The sequence below is a fragment of the Metabacillus hrfriensis genome, assembly GCF_030127205.1.
GTDB classification, from domain to species: Bacteria; Bacillota; Bacilli; order Bacillales; family Bacillaceae; genus Bacillus_P; species Bacillus_P dongyingensis.
Map to the genome: position 1 here is coordinate 410,107 of NZ_CP126116.1, position 16,038 is coordinate 426,144.

The following is a 16,038-nucleotide window of genomic DNA, read 5'->3' on the forward strand; positions in this document are numbered from 1 at the left end:
AAGCAAAGTTTCTACATTATGCTTTTTAGAAAATACTCAGATCCCATTCTTGTGCTATATGTTTCAGTAACTTAACACCCGTTAGGCTATTCCCATATTCATCAATAGCGGGTCCATATATACCAATACCACATCCATTTTGAAATGGCAGCTCTTTTCTAACGCTTGGAGGTACTAGTGCCATAATGCCTCCAGATACACCACTTTTGGCTGGCAAACCTACAAATGCTGCAAATTTACCAGAAGCATTGTACATACCACAAGTAAGCATTAATGCTTTGGCTAATTTAGCCACATTTTTAGGCAGGACTTGCTCTTTACGAATTGGATGATATCCATCATGTGCAAGAATCAGTCCAATCAACGCTATGTCTTCTGTATTAACTTCTATTGAACATAGCTTTAGGTAAACCTCTAAAGATTCTTCCACCTCCGATTCTAAAAAACCGGTCTCTTTTAAATAATAAGCTAAGGCTCTATTTCGATGAGCCGTCTGCCACTCTGATCGAAACACTTCCTCATTGATGGTCGGGCGTTTCCCTATCATTTTTTCAATGAATACATCTAGAAATTCTAATTTATTTTGTGATGATTCCCCTGGGAGTAATGAAGCTATGGTAATTGCTCCAGCATTGATCATGGGATTAAACGGTTTTCCTGGTTTATGCATCTCTAAACGAATAATGGAGTTGAAGGCATCTCCAGTTGGTTCCACATCCACCCGTTCTAACACATAAGGAATACCGCGACTCAAACATGCAGCTATAAAGCTTATCACTTTTGAGATACTTTGCAAAGTGAAAGAGACTTCACAATCCCCTGACTTTATCATTGTTCCATCTGGTACAATGATGCAAATGCCTAAATGGGATGAGTTTATCGTTCTTAAAGCAGGAATATAATTGGCGGTTTGTCCATAAGTAGAATAGGATTGATAGTGTGTTACCCATTCATCTAAGCAAGCTTTACTTTGACTATACATCTGAACGTTATTCTCTTTTATTCTATCTTCAACCATATTATTTCACTCCTCACATTTTTACACTTTCATAATTTCTCATATATAAAAAGATAATAAAATTTGTTGTTCATACCGTTCGTGCAACAAGATTTGATCTTTTTACGTATTTAGCTAACACCGGTCAACAATTCATAGTCGCAGCTTTAGCATCATAGTCCTATAATGCTATTCCTAACTCTTATATAATGCATACCTGTAATAGCTTTTGCTGAAAAAATAATCACATATTCATTTGAAAATAGTGTAAAAACTTACATTGTTAAGCGCTTTCAATTATGACCTGCAAAAACTTAGATTAAATTTATAACTGAAACTACATGATTATACAAAAAACTACAAAAATAAAATTTTTTTAAAAAATAAAGGTTGAAAAGTTTGACAAGTATGATGCTAATATTATCAATAGATAAATAGAGTATTGTTGAAGATTAGCCGTATCAAGAAAGTAAGCGTTGTTTTGACGCAGATAAAGCTATATACTGATTTTTAAACAAAATTGGGAGGATCATCTTGAACTTTAGTACTTTAGTGAAAAAAGACGTTTATATTATTGTTCTGATGTTGCTTACAGTGCCACTAGCAGGTGAAATAAAGTTTTATCCATTAAATGAAACGTTTCGAGTAAGTTTTGGTGCGCCGGTATTTTTCTTTTTTTTATTATTATTACAGAAAACACCAGCAGTTTTATCGGGTATTTTGACAGGAACGATAGTTGTTAAATTTCGAATTCTAATAGACTTTATTCAGCAGGAGAATTTTGACTGGACATCCTCTTTTCTAGTCCAATATCCCAGTTTTTTCTTTTATTTCACTTATTCTTGCCTCTTCTATTTAGTGAAAACCAACCGTTTTCATAACAGACCTTTGATAATCGGATTTTTCGGCCTCATAATTGAAATATTGTCTGACTGTGTAGAATTAATCATTCAATTTTTCGTGTTGCAAACAACGATTACGTTTGCGGATCTAAATGAAATGATCATGATCGCTTTCGCTCACAGTTTTATTGTTCTAAGCTTTTTTAATATGATGAAACTGTATGAAGCACAGACGAGGGAACGACAAATAAGAGAACAAAATGAACACATGTTAATGCTCATTTCCAATTTATTTGAGGAAACAGTTCATTTAAAGAAAACATTAAAAAATGCAGAGAATATTACAAGAGAATCGTATCTTTTATATCGGAATTTAAAAGAACAGGAAAAAGAACAGAATGTATTTAAACAGCAGTTTAGTCAAAAAGTGTTGCGTATTGCTGGTGAAATACATGAAGTTAAAAAAGATAACCAACGAATTTTTGCAGGTCTCTCTAAATTGATTACTAACGAAAGTTTAAAGGACTATATGACTGCTGCTGAAATCATTCAATTAATTATACAAATAAATAAAAAATATGCCGTTTCACTAGGAAAAGATATTAAATTTTTATACTCGGTAGAAGGGAACCATCCAAATTATCATGTATATACTGTGTTATCTCTTATCAATAATTTAGTAGCAAATGCAGTAGAAGCAATTAAAGAGAAGGGAACAGTCAGTTTAAGTTTGGGTAAACTTAACGATACTGTAGAATTTCAAATTGCTGATAGCGGACCTGGCATATCGCCAAAATATGAGGATGCTATCTTTAAGCCTGGATTTACCTCGAAGTTTGACCATTTAGGAACACCTTCAACAGGGATTGGGCTCTCATATGTAAAAGAAGTAGTGAAAGACCTTGGTGGAGAGATCATATTTCAGAATAAACATAACATCGGTGTCGTTTTTTTGATAAAGTTACCGATTAATAATTTGATTCAGAAGGGGTAGGGTGATTCCGTGCGTTTTTTTATAACAGATGACGATTACGCTATACGTTCAATCTTAAACCAAATTATAGAAGACGAAGATTTAGGAGAAGTTGTGGAAGAAGCAGAAGATGGCTATCTATTAGATGGACACATTTTGAATTTAAAACAGATCGATATATTATTTATTGATTTATTGATGCCAATCCGTGATGGTATTGAAACAATTCGCCATTTAAAAGGCATTTTTTCCGGAAAAATTATCATGATTTCGCAAGTTGAATCAAAAGATCTAATTGGTGAAGCTTACTCTCTTGGGATCGATTATTATATTACTAAACCAATAAATCGTATGGAAGTGTTAACAGTTATTCGAAAAGTAATGGAACGTATTTATTTAGAAAGGTCGATCAATAATATCCAGGCTTCTTTAAATAGTTTAGTAAATTTAGCTCAGCCAAAAGTTGATACTTTTAATGAGAAAAGTATTCTAAAGGTCGGTGAATATCTTTTGTCTGAATTAGGAATCGTGGGAGAGAATGGACATAAAGATTTTATAGAAATACTTCAATATTTATTTGAAAATGAAAACGCTTATACTTTTGAACAGCAATTTCCAACTCTTAAAGATATTTTTGAAGAAATATCGAAAAAAAAACTCGGACCATCAGCTGCACAAGCTGATATTAATCGTGAGATAAAAGCTTCTGCACAACGAATACGCAGAGCGATTAATCATTCATTAAATTATTTTGCGTCACTTGGTTTAACAGATTTTTCAAATCAAAAGTTTGAAAATTACGCTTCAAAATATTTTGAATTCACAGTCATCAGCCAAAAGATGAAAGAATTGAAAAATGCAAAAAGACGTCTTACTCCTACTCAAGTAAATACAAAAAAATTTATTCAAGTATTCTATTTTGAAGCGAAGCGTTTGATTTCAGGGGAATATTTATAAGAAGATAAGACGTCTTCTTTTTGGAAATTGGAACATTGGACGTTAACTTGTGTTGAATAGTAGGAAGCAAGCGAGACATAGTATTTATGGTGCCTTTCCTTCCAATTCTCGCTTAGCTCTAATAAAAGCAATAAATTGGTGCATTTCTTCTACAGAAAGAAAGATTCCATCGACTGCCAGCTCTAAATTTGGTAGATCAGTTAATTCCATAAATTGAACTGACTTTATTGTATCCTCTTCAAGCTGAAAAGTTGGATGATCAACTCTACCTAAAAGGTAATCGGTTGATGCGTCAAATAAATCAGCCATTGATTTAAGGGCTTCTAATGAAGGGCGGCGGTGCCCCGATTCGTAACCGGCATAAGTACTCTTTGCGATTCCGAGTCGATCAGCCGTATATTGCAATGACCACCTTTTGCCCTTCCTTAATGTAGTTAATCTATTTAAAATCATCTTATTACTCTCCTTTTATTTCAATTTATTATATCATCATATGAATACAAAATGTACGCGTTATGAATATCATTTGCTTGATTTCACCCTGAAACATCACTATAATTACAAATAAAGTACGCGTAACGCGTATTTTACTAAAAATACATTTTTTTCTGTCAATATGCTTATAGTAATTTTAATGCTGAAACAAGGGAGTTTTTAGGGAGGAATTATATTGAAGAAGTTGATGTTACTTACTACCGGTGGGACAATTGCTTCGTTAGAAGGGGAAAATGGGCTAGTTCCTGAGATGAAAGCCGAAGAAATTTTAAGTCATCTACCGGGATTAAATAGTCTCTGTCAGATTGATAGTAAGCCTTTGATGAATATTGATAGTACAAATATGCAACCGGAATATTGGGCTGACATGGCAAAATCTATTTATGAAAAATACAATGATTACGACGGCTTTGTTATCACCCATGGGACGGATACAATGGCTTACACTTCAGCTGCGCTCTCATATATGTTACAAGATGTAGATAAACCAATAGTGATTACAGGTTCTCAAATCCCAATTGCCTTTAAGAAAACAGATGCCAAAAGAAATATCTCTGACGCGGTTCGATTTGCTTGTGAAGATATTGGCGGGGTATATGTGGTTTTTGACGGTAGAGTTATCCAGGGAACAAGGGCCATTAAACTGAGAACGAAAAGCTATGACTCGTTTGAAAGTATTAATTATCCTTATATTGCCTCTATACATGAAGATGATATTAAGTATAATAAGTCTTTTCATTCACCAAAGAATAAGGAAATTAAGTTAGATACTTCCCTTTGTACGGATGTTTCTTTGGTTAAGTTACATCCCGGGATTAAGCCAGAATTCTTTGATTTTCTGAAAAATCAATGTAAGGGAATTGTAATTGAAAGCTATGGAAGCGGTGGCATTCCATTTCAAGGAAGAAACATTTTGCAGAAATTGAATGAGTTGACCGAGTGTGGAATATCAGTTGTCATTACTACTCAATGTTTAGAGGAAGGGGAGGATATAGATATATATGAAGTGGGGCGAAAAGTAAATCAAAATATCATCATTCGTTCCAGAAATATGAATACAGAAGCTATCGTTCCTAAATTGATGTGGGTATTAGGAAAGACACAGGACCCACACAAGGTGAAGGAAATGATGGAAACACCAATTGCAGATGACATTACAGTCTAAAACATACAAGAGGAGCAGGGGAAAATGGTCAGAGTTGAGAGAGCATACCGAATTGAGAAAGATTTTCTCGGTGAAAAGGAAATTCCTGCAGATGTTTATTATGGAATACAAACGTTACGCGCTGTAGAAAATTTTCCAATCACTGGCTACAAAATTCATAATGAAATGATTAAAGCGCTAGCAATGGTAAAAAAAGCAGCCGCACTAGCCAATATGGATGTCAAGCGTCTATATGAAGGAATTGGTGAAGTAATCATTCGATCCTCAGATGAAATACTGGAAGGAAAATGGCACGAGTATTTTATAGTCGATCCAATCCAGGGCGGAGCCGGCACTTCAATGAATATGAATGCAAATGAAGTCATTGCAAACCGTGCGCTTGAACTGCTCGGTCATAATAAAGGTGAATATGGAAAATTAAGTCCGAACAGTCATGTAAATATGTCGCAATCAACGAACGATGTGTTTCCGACAGCCATTCACATCTCAACCCTTAATTTGCTGGAAAAGTTACTGGATACCATGAATGACATGTTGGATGTCTTCAAGAAGAAAGCTCAGCAATTCGATCATGTCATAAAAATGGGACGCACCCATCTTCAAGATGCCGTACCAATTCGCCTTGGTCAAGAATTTGAAGCTTATAGCCGCGTATTGGAACGGGATATTAAACGAATTGGGCAAACACGCCAGCATCTTTACGAAGTGAATATGGGCGCGACAGCGGTAGGGACAGGTTTAAATGCGGACCCTCGCTATATCAAAAATGTCGTCAAGCACCTTGCAGACATAAGCGGATTGCCGCTTGTCGGCACTGAGCACCTTGTCGATGCAACACAAAACACGGATGCCTACACAGAAGTGTCAGCTGCATTGAAGGTTTGTATGATGAATATGTCCAAAATCGCGAACGACTTACGATTGATGGCTTCCGGCCCGCGTGCTGGACTTGGTGAAATTACCTTACCTGCACGTCAGCCTGGTTCCTCCATTATGCCTGGAAAAGTCAACCCAGTAATGGCGGAGCTCATTAACCAAGTCGCCTTTCAGGTCATCGGAAACGATCATACAATTTGCTTGGCCTCTGAAGCGGGACAGCTTGAATTAAACGTGATGGAACCCGTGCTAGTCTTTAACTTGCTTCAATCCATCAGTATTATGAATAATGCGTTTAAAAGCTTTACAGACTATTGTCTAACCGGTATCGAGGCAAACGAAGACCGGATGAAAGAATATGTTGAAAAAAGTGTGGGAATAGTTACAGCCGTGAATCCGCACTTAGGATATGAAGTTGTATCCCGAATTGCACGGGAAGCCATTTTAAAAGGCAAATCGGTGCGAGAGCTTTGCCTGCAATATGACGTGCTGACAGAGGAAGAACTCGATTTGATTTTAAACCCCTACGAAATGACAAATCCTGGTATATCAGGTGGTGCTTTATTCGATCGAGAGTAACCATTAAATCTCCAGATGAAATAAATGTATTTTGAATTTCTATAGGAAGAACCTGCCTATTAGGTGCCATAGCTTGATAGGCAAAGTCATTGATCGTTTATTTATTCTAATTCGATTTTGGTTATGAGTCACTTAACTGGCGAATGATTGTAAAACAAGGATGAATTTTTAAAAACAAGATTTTGAAAGCGTTTTATTTAAAGGGGGCGTAAGAGTGAAGCATGTACGATTACCATCTATGTTAGAAATTATTTTTACATTGGGGTTGTTTTTAGCCATTGTTTTTTCATTTACCGCGATGTTTGATTTACCGATACAACTAGCACTATTTATATCGTGGTTCATTGTTATTTTACTTGGATTACGATTAGGACACCGATACCAGCAACTGCAAGGCGCTATTACAAACGGGATTTCGAATGGTCTTGAGGCTATATTAATTCTGATTGCAGTCGGTGCCCTTATCGGGACGTGGATTGCAGGAGGAGTCGTACCGACACTTATTTATTACGGATTGGAATTTATCCACCCTAGCATTTTCTTATTAGCCACTCTCGTCATTTGCTCGATCACATCTTTGGCAACAGGTACGTCTTGGGGAACAGTCGGGACTGCTGGAATCGCAATGATGGCAATTGGAGAGGGAATGGGTATCCCTCTGCCGCTTGTAGCTGGTGCCGTTCTTTCCGGTGCATACTTCGGAGATAAACTTTCTCCATTATCTGACAGTACCGTACTCGCAGCATCAATGTCGAAAGTGGATGTTATTGCACACGTACGTGCCATGTTATATTTAGATGTCCCTGCATACATCATTACTGCTATTCTTTTTACCATAGCAGGGTTTATGTATGGCGGGAAAAATACAGATTTAGAAAAAGTAGAATTTCTGAAGACTGCATTACTAGAAAACTTCGATATTCAAATTTGGATGCTAATTCCTGCGATATTTGTCATTCTAATGCTCGCACTAAAACAACCTTCTATGCCAACGATTGCTGCAGGGGCTCTCTTAGGGATCATTTGGGCTACCGTATTCCAAGGGATGGATTTTTCTGCGGCCCTCGGTACGGCTTACAGTGGTTTTTCAATTGATACAGGCATTGAATTCATGGATGATCTTCTAAACCGTGGGGGGATCGAGGGAATGCTTGGCTCAATTGTTGTTATTATTTTCGGATTGGGATTTGGTGGTCTATTGGAGCATTTAGGAGTACTAAAAGTAATTGTTTCCAAATTCCAGAACCAGCTAACTTCAGCAGGTAATGTAACCCTGTCAACATTAATTGTTGCCTTTTTAGCAAATGTATTTGGTTGTGCTATGTACGTTTCATTAATTTTAACACCAAAGATCATGGAAGAAAACTATGATAAATTACACATTGATCGGAGAGTTTTAGCTCGAAATTCTGAGGTCGGCGGTACGCTAACATCTGGGATGATTCCTTGGTCCGACAACGGAATTTTCATGGCAGGGATTCTAGGTATATCTACCTTTTCCTATGTTCCATTCATGTGGTTAAGTTTTGTTTCCATTGCACTTGCGATCATTTATGGTTATACAGGGAAATATATTTGGTACACTAACAATAACGTACAGGCGCTGCAGCAGAAGGCTAATTAATCTCGTCTGCACAATGGTTTATAGTTGAGTCTCAAGAAAGCTAGCAAATACTTACGCCTAGCTATGGTTTAATTAGAAGTGTTTGCAACGAATTGACGATTCCAGTAAATGTAATGATTTGGCCGCATACCCGGAGCTTTGTTATTCCGATGCAGAGTTGAATATTATGTTAGAAGATATTGAAACCTGCAGGAAATTAGGTGCAGCTGGAGTTGTTATTGGTGCTCTTACGAACGAGAAGGAAATACATGAAGAAATGCATACTAAATTAATCAGAGCAGCAAGGGTTAGATATTACCTTTCACCGCCCATTTGACGAGGTCGATCATCAGGTCACTGCTTTAGGAGTTCTTCAAAAGTACTCTGACATATCTAGAGTACTCACATCTGGCAGCAAGGATAAAGCTACAGAAGCTATAGAAGAGCTAAGTCAGCTGACAGATCTTTCAGCAAGTACTGGTCTTTCAATTATGGCAGGATCAGGGTTAACACCTTTAAATTTGCCTGCATTCTTAGAAAAAGTTAACGTGAGAGAAGTTCATTTTGATTCGGGAATCCGTTATGAATCAACTTATAGTGACCCTATCGATTCCATTCAAATAAGAGCGATCAGAAAAATTGTATCAGAATAGAACTGCAAAAAAAAAGCTGCATGCATAAATGTCAGAGGTGCAAAACACTAAAATCGTATACAAAATAACACATCATTTAGCACACCAATAGCACTTCCTATAATGGTTGGAGCTACAGGATTAGATCTTTTCAAAAGCTGGAATCATCTAAGCATAAGTGAGTTACCTATGTTTGTTGTTGGTTTTATTACTTCTTTTGTGGTAGCTCTTATGGCAGTTGTCACTTTTGTGAAGTGGATTAGTAAAATCGGTTTAATTCCCTTTGCTTTATATCGTTTTGTTTTAGCCATCGCGTTTTATATTTTCGTGTTGTACTAAAACCCTTATTCAACAATCGGGGGCTTATCAGGAATAACTGGTAAGCCTCTTAAGTATTAATTGATCTTCCGAATCGGGCCATTATATTGAATAAGAGGTTGCATAAAACCCCACTTTTTTATGCAGCCGCCAGGCTTCTTCAGAAGTCAAAAATGTGAATTTAGGTTTAATTATGATCACAATAAATTTGTGAATCTTTATCTATACCTTTTATAATTGCATACTTATTACCCCATTCACACATTGTGTTTAATACTGGTACAAATGATCTTCCTAGATCAGTTAAGCTGTATTCTACTTTTGGTGGTACCTCTTTAAATATTTCTCTTCGTACAAGTCCATCTCTTTCTAATTGTTTCAATTGATCTGTTAAGACTTTTTGTGTAATTCCAGGTATTAATTCGTAAAACTCTTTTGTCCTTACTGATTTTTGGCTTAAGAAAAAGAGTATTAAACATTTCCATTTTCCACCCGCAATGTTCATAAAAATGTTGATTCCAGTATTATAGTTAACCATGTGCTGTCCCTCCTGAATAGGCACTTAAAAGTGGCTATACCACATTTTTGTGCGTTATTTTCTCATTTATTATTGCTTACTATAATTAAAGGAGCAATAAATAAAAATTTCGGAGTTGATAAAATGAGTGTAAAAAATATCTTGGAAAAAAGACGATCAGTTAGACATTATGATTCAAGTTATAAAATAAGTTCAGAAATTCTAACCTCATTAATTGAAAGTGCGAGTAAGTCACCTAACGGAAATAATATTCAAGCAACTCGATACTTGATTATTGATGAACCAGACTTGAAAAATTTATTGCTACCTATAGCTTTTAATCAACATCAAGTGGTAGAAGCTTCAACTTTAATTGTTATGTTGGGTGATTATCAAGCATTTGATAAAGATAATATTATTAAGATACATGAAGAAGGCTTTCAAGCAGGTTTTTTTGATGAATCGCTAAGAGATTATCTAGCGAATGCTGCAATAAAATATTATGAAAATAAATCGAATGAAGATCTAAAGCTAGAATTAACTAGAGATATAAGTCTTGCGTCAATGTCATTAATTTTGTTAGCAAATGAAGCAGGTTTTGAAACAATTACTATGTCAGGCTATGATTCTAAGAAATTAAAAGCAATCTTAAATATTTCTGATAGGTATTTAGATGTTATGCTTATAGCTATTGGTAAAGGTACTAAGGCCGGTCATAATACCGTAAGGCATAATGTAAATAAGGTAATGTATAGAAACAAAATAATTTAGGGTTCTTATCTGATTATGTGAAATAGGTATACAAATAACTTTTCATATTTCTCAACACTTGGTTGTTAATTTTGATATTTAAAAATAAAAGGAAGAAAAGGAGTGACAGCTCCTTACACATGCGGGGTGCTGTTCACTACTTGTAAAAAAAAGAATAATAGATGTAACGAGGAAAAGATCTTATCGAATAAATGGATAAGATCTTTTTTAATATTATTGGTGAATTGTATAACTTGAAGTTAATTGTTAGATTTCACTTTATTTTAATCTAGCATATTAGTATTCTTTACCTTTGTGTTATAGGAAATTAATAATCTACTGCTAATCTTAAAAAGTAGTTTATTAAGAGATGGGAGATGGAAAGATTGAAAAGAAAATGGGTGTCGGTGATAGGTGCTCTGGTCATTGGAATCGGTTTTACAGCAGGCGGAGGAACAGCTATGGCAAAGGAAAAACATAAGGACATCGTAAATGTGTCACACCGAGGTGCATCTGGATATGCTCCAGAACATACCATTACATCCTATCAAATGGGCGATAAAATGCACGGGGAATATATTGAAGTAGATTTGCAGATGACAAAGGACGGCAAGTTAATTGCCATGCATGATGAGACCGTAGATCGAACGACAGACGGGACAGGTCTTGTTAAAGATTACACACTAGAACAAATCAAGCAGCTGGATGCAGGCAGCTGGTTTAATGAAAAATACCCGCAATATGCAAACCTGGATTATGCTGGATTAAAAGTGCCGACTCTTGAAGAGGTTTTTCAAAAGTTCGGAAAAAATGCAAAATATTATATCGAAACGAAATCGCCTGAAGTTTATCCTGGTATGGAAAAAGAACTTTTGCGTCTGGTAAATGATTATAATATCAACAAAAATACGCTTCTAGTACAGTCTTTTAGTTCTCTCAGCCTGAAAACAATGAATGAACTCGATCCATCGGTCAAGCTCGTTCAATTGCTTTCCTATAAAACCAATGCTGTTATAACTGACGCTGAAATTGCAGCCATCAAACAATACGCAATGGGCGTTGGTCCAAACTATACTTATTTAAATCAAGATTATGTTCAAAAAGTGGCAGGCAGCGGACTAGCAATACACCCATATACCGTAAATGACAAGGAAACGATGAAGAAGCTGATTGACTGGGGTGTAACAGGAATGTTTACTAACTTTCCAGACAGACTGCATGAAGTAATGAAAGGAAAGTAGGCCAAGCAGATTTGGTAAGGCCGGAAAGTAAAAGATAATAAGGACCAAAGATATAATTGAGGTAAATGAATATCAAAAAGTTAAAACTTTATATATAAATTTATCAGAGGTGCTAAAAGAAGAAGCAGGAACCATTTAAATGATTCCTGCTTTTTTCGTTTAGAGTAAATGCCTGTAAATAATCAACATAAAAACTTTATCGATACAGAATTGGATCTAGTTCAAGTAGGTAAAACCAAAATCACTAACGACTGGACTTTTTACGTTTTAAGCGATTTTGGTTTTTTGTTTGAGGATACCTTAATTGAACTGCAAAAACCACTTAAGGTAGCCGATAGAAAGATCTATTCCAAACGACGAATAGTAAAAACAGCGAGCAATGGGTCACTTTTAAAAGATATAATAATAGATTCCAGTTTAGCAGGGATAAGGGCATTTATGAGTTTACCTTTTGGTCATATTGGGCCCTGAGACGCTTTACATCTTCTCTAGGCGGAGAACCAAACATACGGGAATATTCACGGCTGAATTGTGATGGACTTTCATAGCCAACCCGGAATGCAACTTCAGCGGCATCCGCAGACTCGGACAATAACAGGCGCCGGGCTTCCTGAAGTCTCAGTTGTTTTTGGAACTGAATTGGGCTCATAGCGGTTACCTCTTTAAAGTGCCTATGAAGGGAAGCAACACTCATATTCGCTATTTCAGCAAGCTCCTCAATTCGATAAGACCTATCATAGTTATTCGTGATTTGTTCGATAACTTCTCTGATACCATAGGCAGAGCTTCCTTCTATTGCAATTTGTTCAAGCGTGCTCCCATGCTGCCCTTGCAGAACCCTATAGATAATTTCCTTCGTAATTAAAGGAGCAAGTACCGGTATATCCTTCGGATTGTCCAGCAAACGGGCCAACCTCAATACAGCATCCAACATAGATAACTCGATGGTGCTGACAAACATGCCTCGCTTCTCACTGTCTTTCTTTCTGCCTCGTATTTCAGTATCATTTAAAACTTCTAAGATTTGGCTTGGAGTAAATACAAGATTGAGAGCTAAATACGGAACGTCGTAAGAGGCTTCCACAACTTGACTGGTAACCGGCAGGTCAACCGATGAAACCAGGTAATTGACAGGATCGTACCTAAAACGCTCCTGTGCTAGCAATACCTCCTTCGCACCTTGAACAATAAAGCATAAGGAAGGCTTGTAAACACCGTTCTTTGGCCCGGTAACATTAGAGTGGCGAATAAAAAATACAGATGGAATCAAAGTCGAGTGAACACCATCCTGTCCTGAATAACGCTCTATGAGTTTGGCAATCTCATCCTGCAGTTGATAGATTCGGTCAGACATAAGATCCTCCTTATTCCTTCATCCTTAATAGTTCCATTATAATGCATTTTCGTGAGTGAAAAATGGGTGTGAGAAGATTAGGCAATCATTTGCGACAAATAGGATAACGGTCTTTTTTTTCTTGCTGCATAATTAAATAGAACGCAACTCTGACATTACTCTTTTATTTGCTTTAGGGTCAGTTTAATAATTAGTCAATAAACAGCCAGGTTCTTTTATCTGGCTGTTTTTATAAATATTGGTGGAAGTAAAGAATGATCTGTTGTTTATTAGCAGCATTTTTGAACTCTAAGGAGGGGGAATTTTGTATAAACGGTTTAAAAAACTGTTTGCGATAAAAGGATATCGTTTATTTGTCATTTGTATATTGCTGGTTGGTATCGGTATTTCTATTACTCAGCCGTATTTATCCTTGTATGCTACAGAAGATTTGGGAATGAGTGCAGGAGCTTTTGGAGTTTTCATGGCAGTGAGTTCATTAAGTGGAGTGGTGGTCAACTCGCTAATTGCTAAACGATCCGATAGCGGGATGGACCGAAAACAGTTGATTATTTTAGCGATGCTTTCATCTGCTTTGGGATATGCTTCGTATTTAGTCTTTCATAACTACTTTATTCTGTTGATCGTCATCACTTTTTTTAATGGATTAGGGGCTCCTGCCATGCCGCAAATCTACGCTTACGCACAGGAATCGGCAAAGGCAAGTCAAACCAATGATATGACTTTTGCGATGTCTGCATTACGTTCTCTAGTATCTCTCGGATTCCTGATAGGACCATTAGTCGGTACATTCATTTTGGGGGTACTTGGATATAAAGGACTTTTCCTGGGGACATCCGCCATCTATCTTACAATTGCATCTCTAGTATTCTTTTTTCTGCAAAAACGAAAATCTGTTCAACCTGATGACAGGAAACGAAAAAGTACAGGCAGTTCATCTCTTGAAAATAGGAAAATCATGCAGCCGCTTATCGCCTTAGTCTTTCTGTTTGCGGTCAATGCGATTAATGGAATCAACACTCCGTTGTTTATTGTAAATGAGCTCAATGGTACGCTTACGGATGTCGGTTTAGTTGTTAGTATTTCTGCTGGTATGGAAATTCCCATAATGCTTCTTTTAGGTGCCCTGGGCAGAAAAATATCGAACCATTCCTTAATGATGATCGGCTGCTATGTGGCTCTGGCCTATTACATCATCTTAAGTATATCAACCGATTCTTGGCACCTTATCGCAGCACAGCTCCTTCAGGCAACGTATGTAGCTATAGTCATGGGTAATGGACTAAGCTATTTCACAGATTTATTACCTAATTATCCGGGGCTGTCCACAACACTTTATTACAATGGGTCAATCATTGGAAGGCTAGTGGGAAATATGGGGGGAGGTATCATTGCCCAGTTTGTAGGGTTTCGCCATGTATATTGGGCGTGTCTCGCAATTGTGATTTTCTCGTTGTTTATCTTATGGAGAACAAAACCTCATAAGGAAATCGAAGCAGGATATTAAAATTGATACAAAAGTATAAAGGTTCCATGGTAAATGTTGATTTAACGGTATTTAGATACTTACACTTGCAGGTCACTCTTCAGGTTGAGCAGAGAAGGGGCAGTATACATGAAGTTACTCACCTCTGCAAAACATCTTACAGTGTGCACATTAAAGCCCGTTATATCAACAAAAAAAGGGTACAAATCGCCGTGCAATTTAGTACCCTTTTTCGTCTGAATGATGATTCCTGCTTTTTAACACTGTTAGTCATACTACTTAATAATAGAAGCGCCTACCAATGATTCAGGTGTCATGCCAAGTATTAATTGACTGATTTTTGAGTAACCGGTACTTCTGTATTCAGAAAAAGTTTGTTTCAGTACTGGGAAATCAAGGTCATCTTTTAATTTTTGCAATTCTTTTTTATACAATTTCAGAACCGATCCATATGCAAATTTCGGGGTATATGCACCAGGATCTTCATTCATAATTAAACATCCCAGGTAATGGTATTTAAATTGAAAGGCACGAGTAAGAAAAACCATATCCAACAATTTTTCAAAAAGGTCTGGATAGTCTTTTTTTAACTTCTCAAGGGCATCTTTAGTATCTTTCAATTCATCAATACTAGATAAAGTTATCATCATACTTCCTCCTCTTAATTGTCCCAAGGTTTATCCAATGAAATATACGCAGCTAATTCTTTACTTTTCTGTCTTCTTAATTTGCGCATTTCTGCTCTTTCTTTCCCTGTTTCGTAAAGAAATGCTTCTTCTTCTGTTTCAGGAATGATACTCGGAACTTCAACCGGCCGTTTATTTTCATCTAAGGCTACAAAAGTCAGAAATGCTGTAGCAGCAATTCTGCGATTGCCATTCATCATATCTTCGGCAATCACTTTACAAAAAATCTCCATAGAACTTTTTCCTGTATAAGTTACAAACGATTCGACACAGACTGAATCAGTCTGATGAATAGGGCATAAGAAATCGATATGGTCAGTAGATGCCGTTACGCATTCTTTCACTCGAGAATGTCTGCGGGCTGATAAAGTTGCGGCGTCATCGAGCTTTTTCATCAAAACTCCGCCAAACAGTGTATTATAGTTATTTAAATCGCATGATAATACTTGAGCTGTATTAATAATGCGGCTTTCTTTTGCTTTTTTTGCTTCCATTAAAATGCTTCCTTTCATGAATGGATGCTAGATAGTTAATACTATATCCACGTGATTAAAGGTTTTTTTTACC

General features: G+C 36.6%; 15 protein-coding genes and 1 pseudogene. 10 read left to right on the forward strand and 6 right to left on the reverse strand.

Annotated elements, in window-relative coordinates; all coding sequences use genetic code 11:
* Nucleotides 1–25: 25 nt before the first annotated feature.
* Nucleotides 26–1,018 (reverse strand): glutaminase, encoded by a 993-nt coding sequence (locus QLQ22_RS02135; RefSeq protein WP_284015915.1) that lies wholly within the window; start codon nucleotides 1,016–1,018, stop codon nucleotides 26–28.
* A gap of 561 nt (nucleotides 1,019–1,579) precedes the next feature.
* On the opposite strand from QLQ22_RS02135, the gene QLQ22_RS02140 reads away from it, so the two are divergent.
* Together QLQ22_RS02140 and QLQ22_RS02145 are read left to right on the forward strand one after the other, a co-directional pair.
* Nucleotides 1,580–2,833, forward strand: coding sequence for a sensor histidine kinase (locus QLQ22_RS02140; protein ID WP_284016731.1), 1,254 nt, complete (start codon nucleotides 1,580–1,582; stop codon nucleotides 2,831–2,833).
* 9 nt (nucleotides 2,834–2,842) lie between these two features.
* Nucleotides 2,843–3,769 carry a response regulator gene (locus tag QLQ22_RS02145; protein WP_284015916.1) on the forward strand — a complete coding sequence of 309 codons (927 nt, stop codon included), beginning with the start codon at nucleotides 2,843–2,845 and terminating at the stop codon, nucleotides 3,767–3,769.
* An 84-nt stretch (nucleotides 3,770–3,853) separates the two neighbouring features.
* Here the strand turns inward: QLQ22_RS02145 and QLQ22_RS02150 are convergent, their stop codons facing one another.
* Nucleotides 3,854–4,222, reverse strand: coding sequence for a helix-turn-helix domain-containing protein (locus tag QLQ22_RS02150; RefSeq protein WP_284015917.1), 369 nt, complete (start codon nucleotides 4,220–4,222; stop codon nucleotides 3,854–3,856).
* Between the two features lie 217 nt (nucleotides 4,223–4,439).
* On the opposite strand from QLQ22_RS02150, the gene QLQ22_RS02155 reads away from it, so the two are divergent.
* From QLQ22_RS02155 to QLQ22_RS02170, 5 genes and pseudogenes are all read left to right on the forward strand, one after another.
* On the forward strand, nucleotides 4,440–5,429 hold the full coding sequence (locus tag QLQ22_RS02155; RefSeq protein WP_223439187.1) for a type I asparaginase: 990 nt from the start codon (nucleotides 4,440–4,442) through the stop codon (nucleotides 5,427–5,429).
* A gap of 24 nt (nucleotides 5,430–5,453) precedes the next feature.
* On the forward strand, nucleotides 5,454–6,884 hold the full coding sequence (aspA, locus tag QLQ22_RS02160; RefSeq protein WP_223439189.1) for an aspartate ammonia-lyase: 1,431 nt from the start codon (nucleotides 5,454–5,456) through the stop codon (nucleotides 6,882–6,884).
* A gap of 214 nt (nucleotides 6,885–7,098) precedes the next feature.
* Entirely contained in the window at nucleotides 7,099–8,508 is a 1,410-nt protein-coding gene (nhaC, locus tag QLQ22_RS02165; RefSeq protein WP_223439191.1) for a Na+/H+ antiporter NhaC, read from the forward strand.
* Between the two features lie 47 nt (nucleotides 8,509–8,555).
* Nucleotides 8,556–9,140, forward strand: a pseudogene (locus tag QLQ22_RS25075) (copper homeostasis protein CutC).
* A gap of 57 nt (nucleotides 9,141–9,197) precedes the next feature.
* On the forward strand, nucleotides 9,198–9,458 hold the full coding sequence (locus QLQ22_RS02170) for an undecaprenyl-diphosphate phosphatase (RefSeq protein WP_284016732.1): 261 nt from the start codon (nucleotides 9,198–9,200) through the stop codon (nucleotides 9,456–9,458).
* A gap of 166 nt (nucleotides 9,459–9,624) precedes the next feature.
* On the opposite strand, the gene QLQ22_RS02175 is transcribed toward QLQ22_RS02170, so the two are convergent.
* Nucleotides 9,625–9,975 (reverse strand): winged helix-turn-helix transcriptional regulator, encoded by a 351-nt coding sequence (locus tag QLQ22_RS02175; RefSeq protein ID WP_243551253.1) that lies wholly within the window; start codon nucleotides 9,973–9,975, stop codon nucleotides 9,625–9,627.
* A gap of 123 nt (nucleotides 9,976–10,098) precedes the next feature.
* Between QLQ22_RS02175 and QLQ22_RS02180 the strand changes: the two genes are divergently transcribed.
* Nucleotides 10,099–10,725 carry a nitroreductase family protein gene (locus QLQ22_RS02180; protein ID WP_284015918.1) on the forward strand — a complete coding sequence of 209 codons (627 nt, stop codon included), beginning with the start codon at nucleotides 10,099–10,101 and terminating at the stop codon, nucleotides 10,723–10,725.
* Between the two features lie 356 nt (nucleotides 10,726–11,081).
* Complete coding sequence (locus tag QLQ22_RS02185) at nucleotides 11,082–11,945, forward strand: glycerophosphodiester phosphodiesterase (protein WP_223439195.1); 864 nt, start codon at nucleotides 11,082–11,084, stop codon at nucleotides 11,943–11,945.
* Nucleotides 11,946–12,381: 436 nt separating this feature from the next.
* Here QLQ22_RS02185 and QLQ22_RS02190 read toward each other — a convergent pair whose 3' ends face one another.
* Nucleotides 12,382–13,299, reverse strand: coding sequence for an AraC family transcriptional regulator (locus tag QLQ22_RS02190; protein ID WP_252207950.1), 918 nt, complete (start codon nucleotides 13,297–13,299; stop codon nucleotides 12,382–12,384).
* Nucleotides 13,300–13,603: 304 nt separating this feature from the next.
* On the opposite strand from QLQ22_RS02190, the gene QLQ22_RS02195 reads away from it, so the two are divergent.
* Nucleotides 13,604–14,806 carry a sugar efflux transporter gene (locus tag QLQ22_RS02195; protein WP_284015919.1) on the forward strand — a complete coding sequence of 401 codons (1,203 nt, stop codon included), beginning with the start codon at nucleotides 13,604–13,606 and terminating at the stop codon, nucleotides 14,804–14,806.
* 254 nt (nucleotides 14,807–15,060) lie between these two features.
* Here the strand turns inward: QLQ22_RS02195 and QLQ22_RS02200 are convergent, their stop codons facing one another.
* Nucleotides 15,061–15,432 (reverse strand): hypothetical protein, encoded by a 372-nt coding sequence (locus QLQ22_RS02200; RefSeq protein ID WP_223439201.1) that lies wholly within the window; start codon nucleotides 15,430–15,432, stop codon nucleotides 15,061–15,063.
* Nucleotides 15,433–15,446: 14 nt separating this feature from the next.
* Nucleotides 15,447–15,965, reverse strand: a complete 519-nt coding sequence (locus tag QLQ22_RS02205) for an acyl-CoA thioesterase (RefSeq protein ID WP_070879517.1) — start codon at nucleotides 15,963–15,965, stop codon at nucleotides 15,447–15,449.
* Between the last annotated feature and the right edge of the window lie 73 nt (nucleotides 15,966–16,038).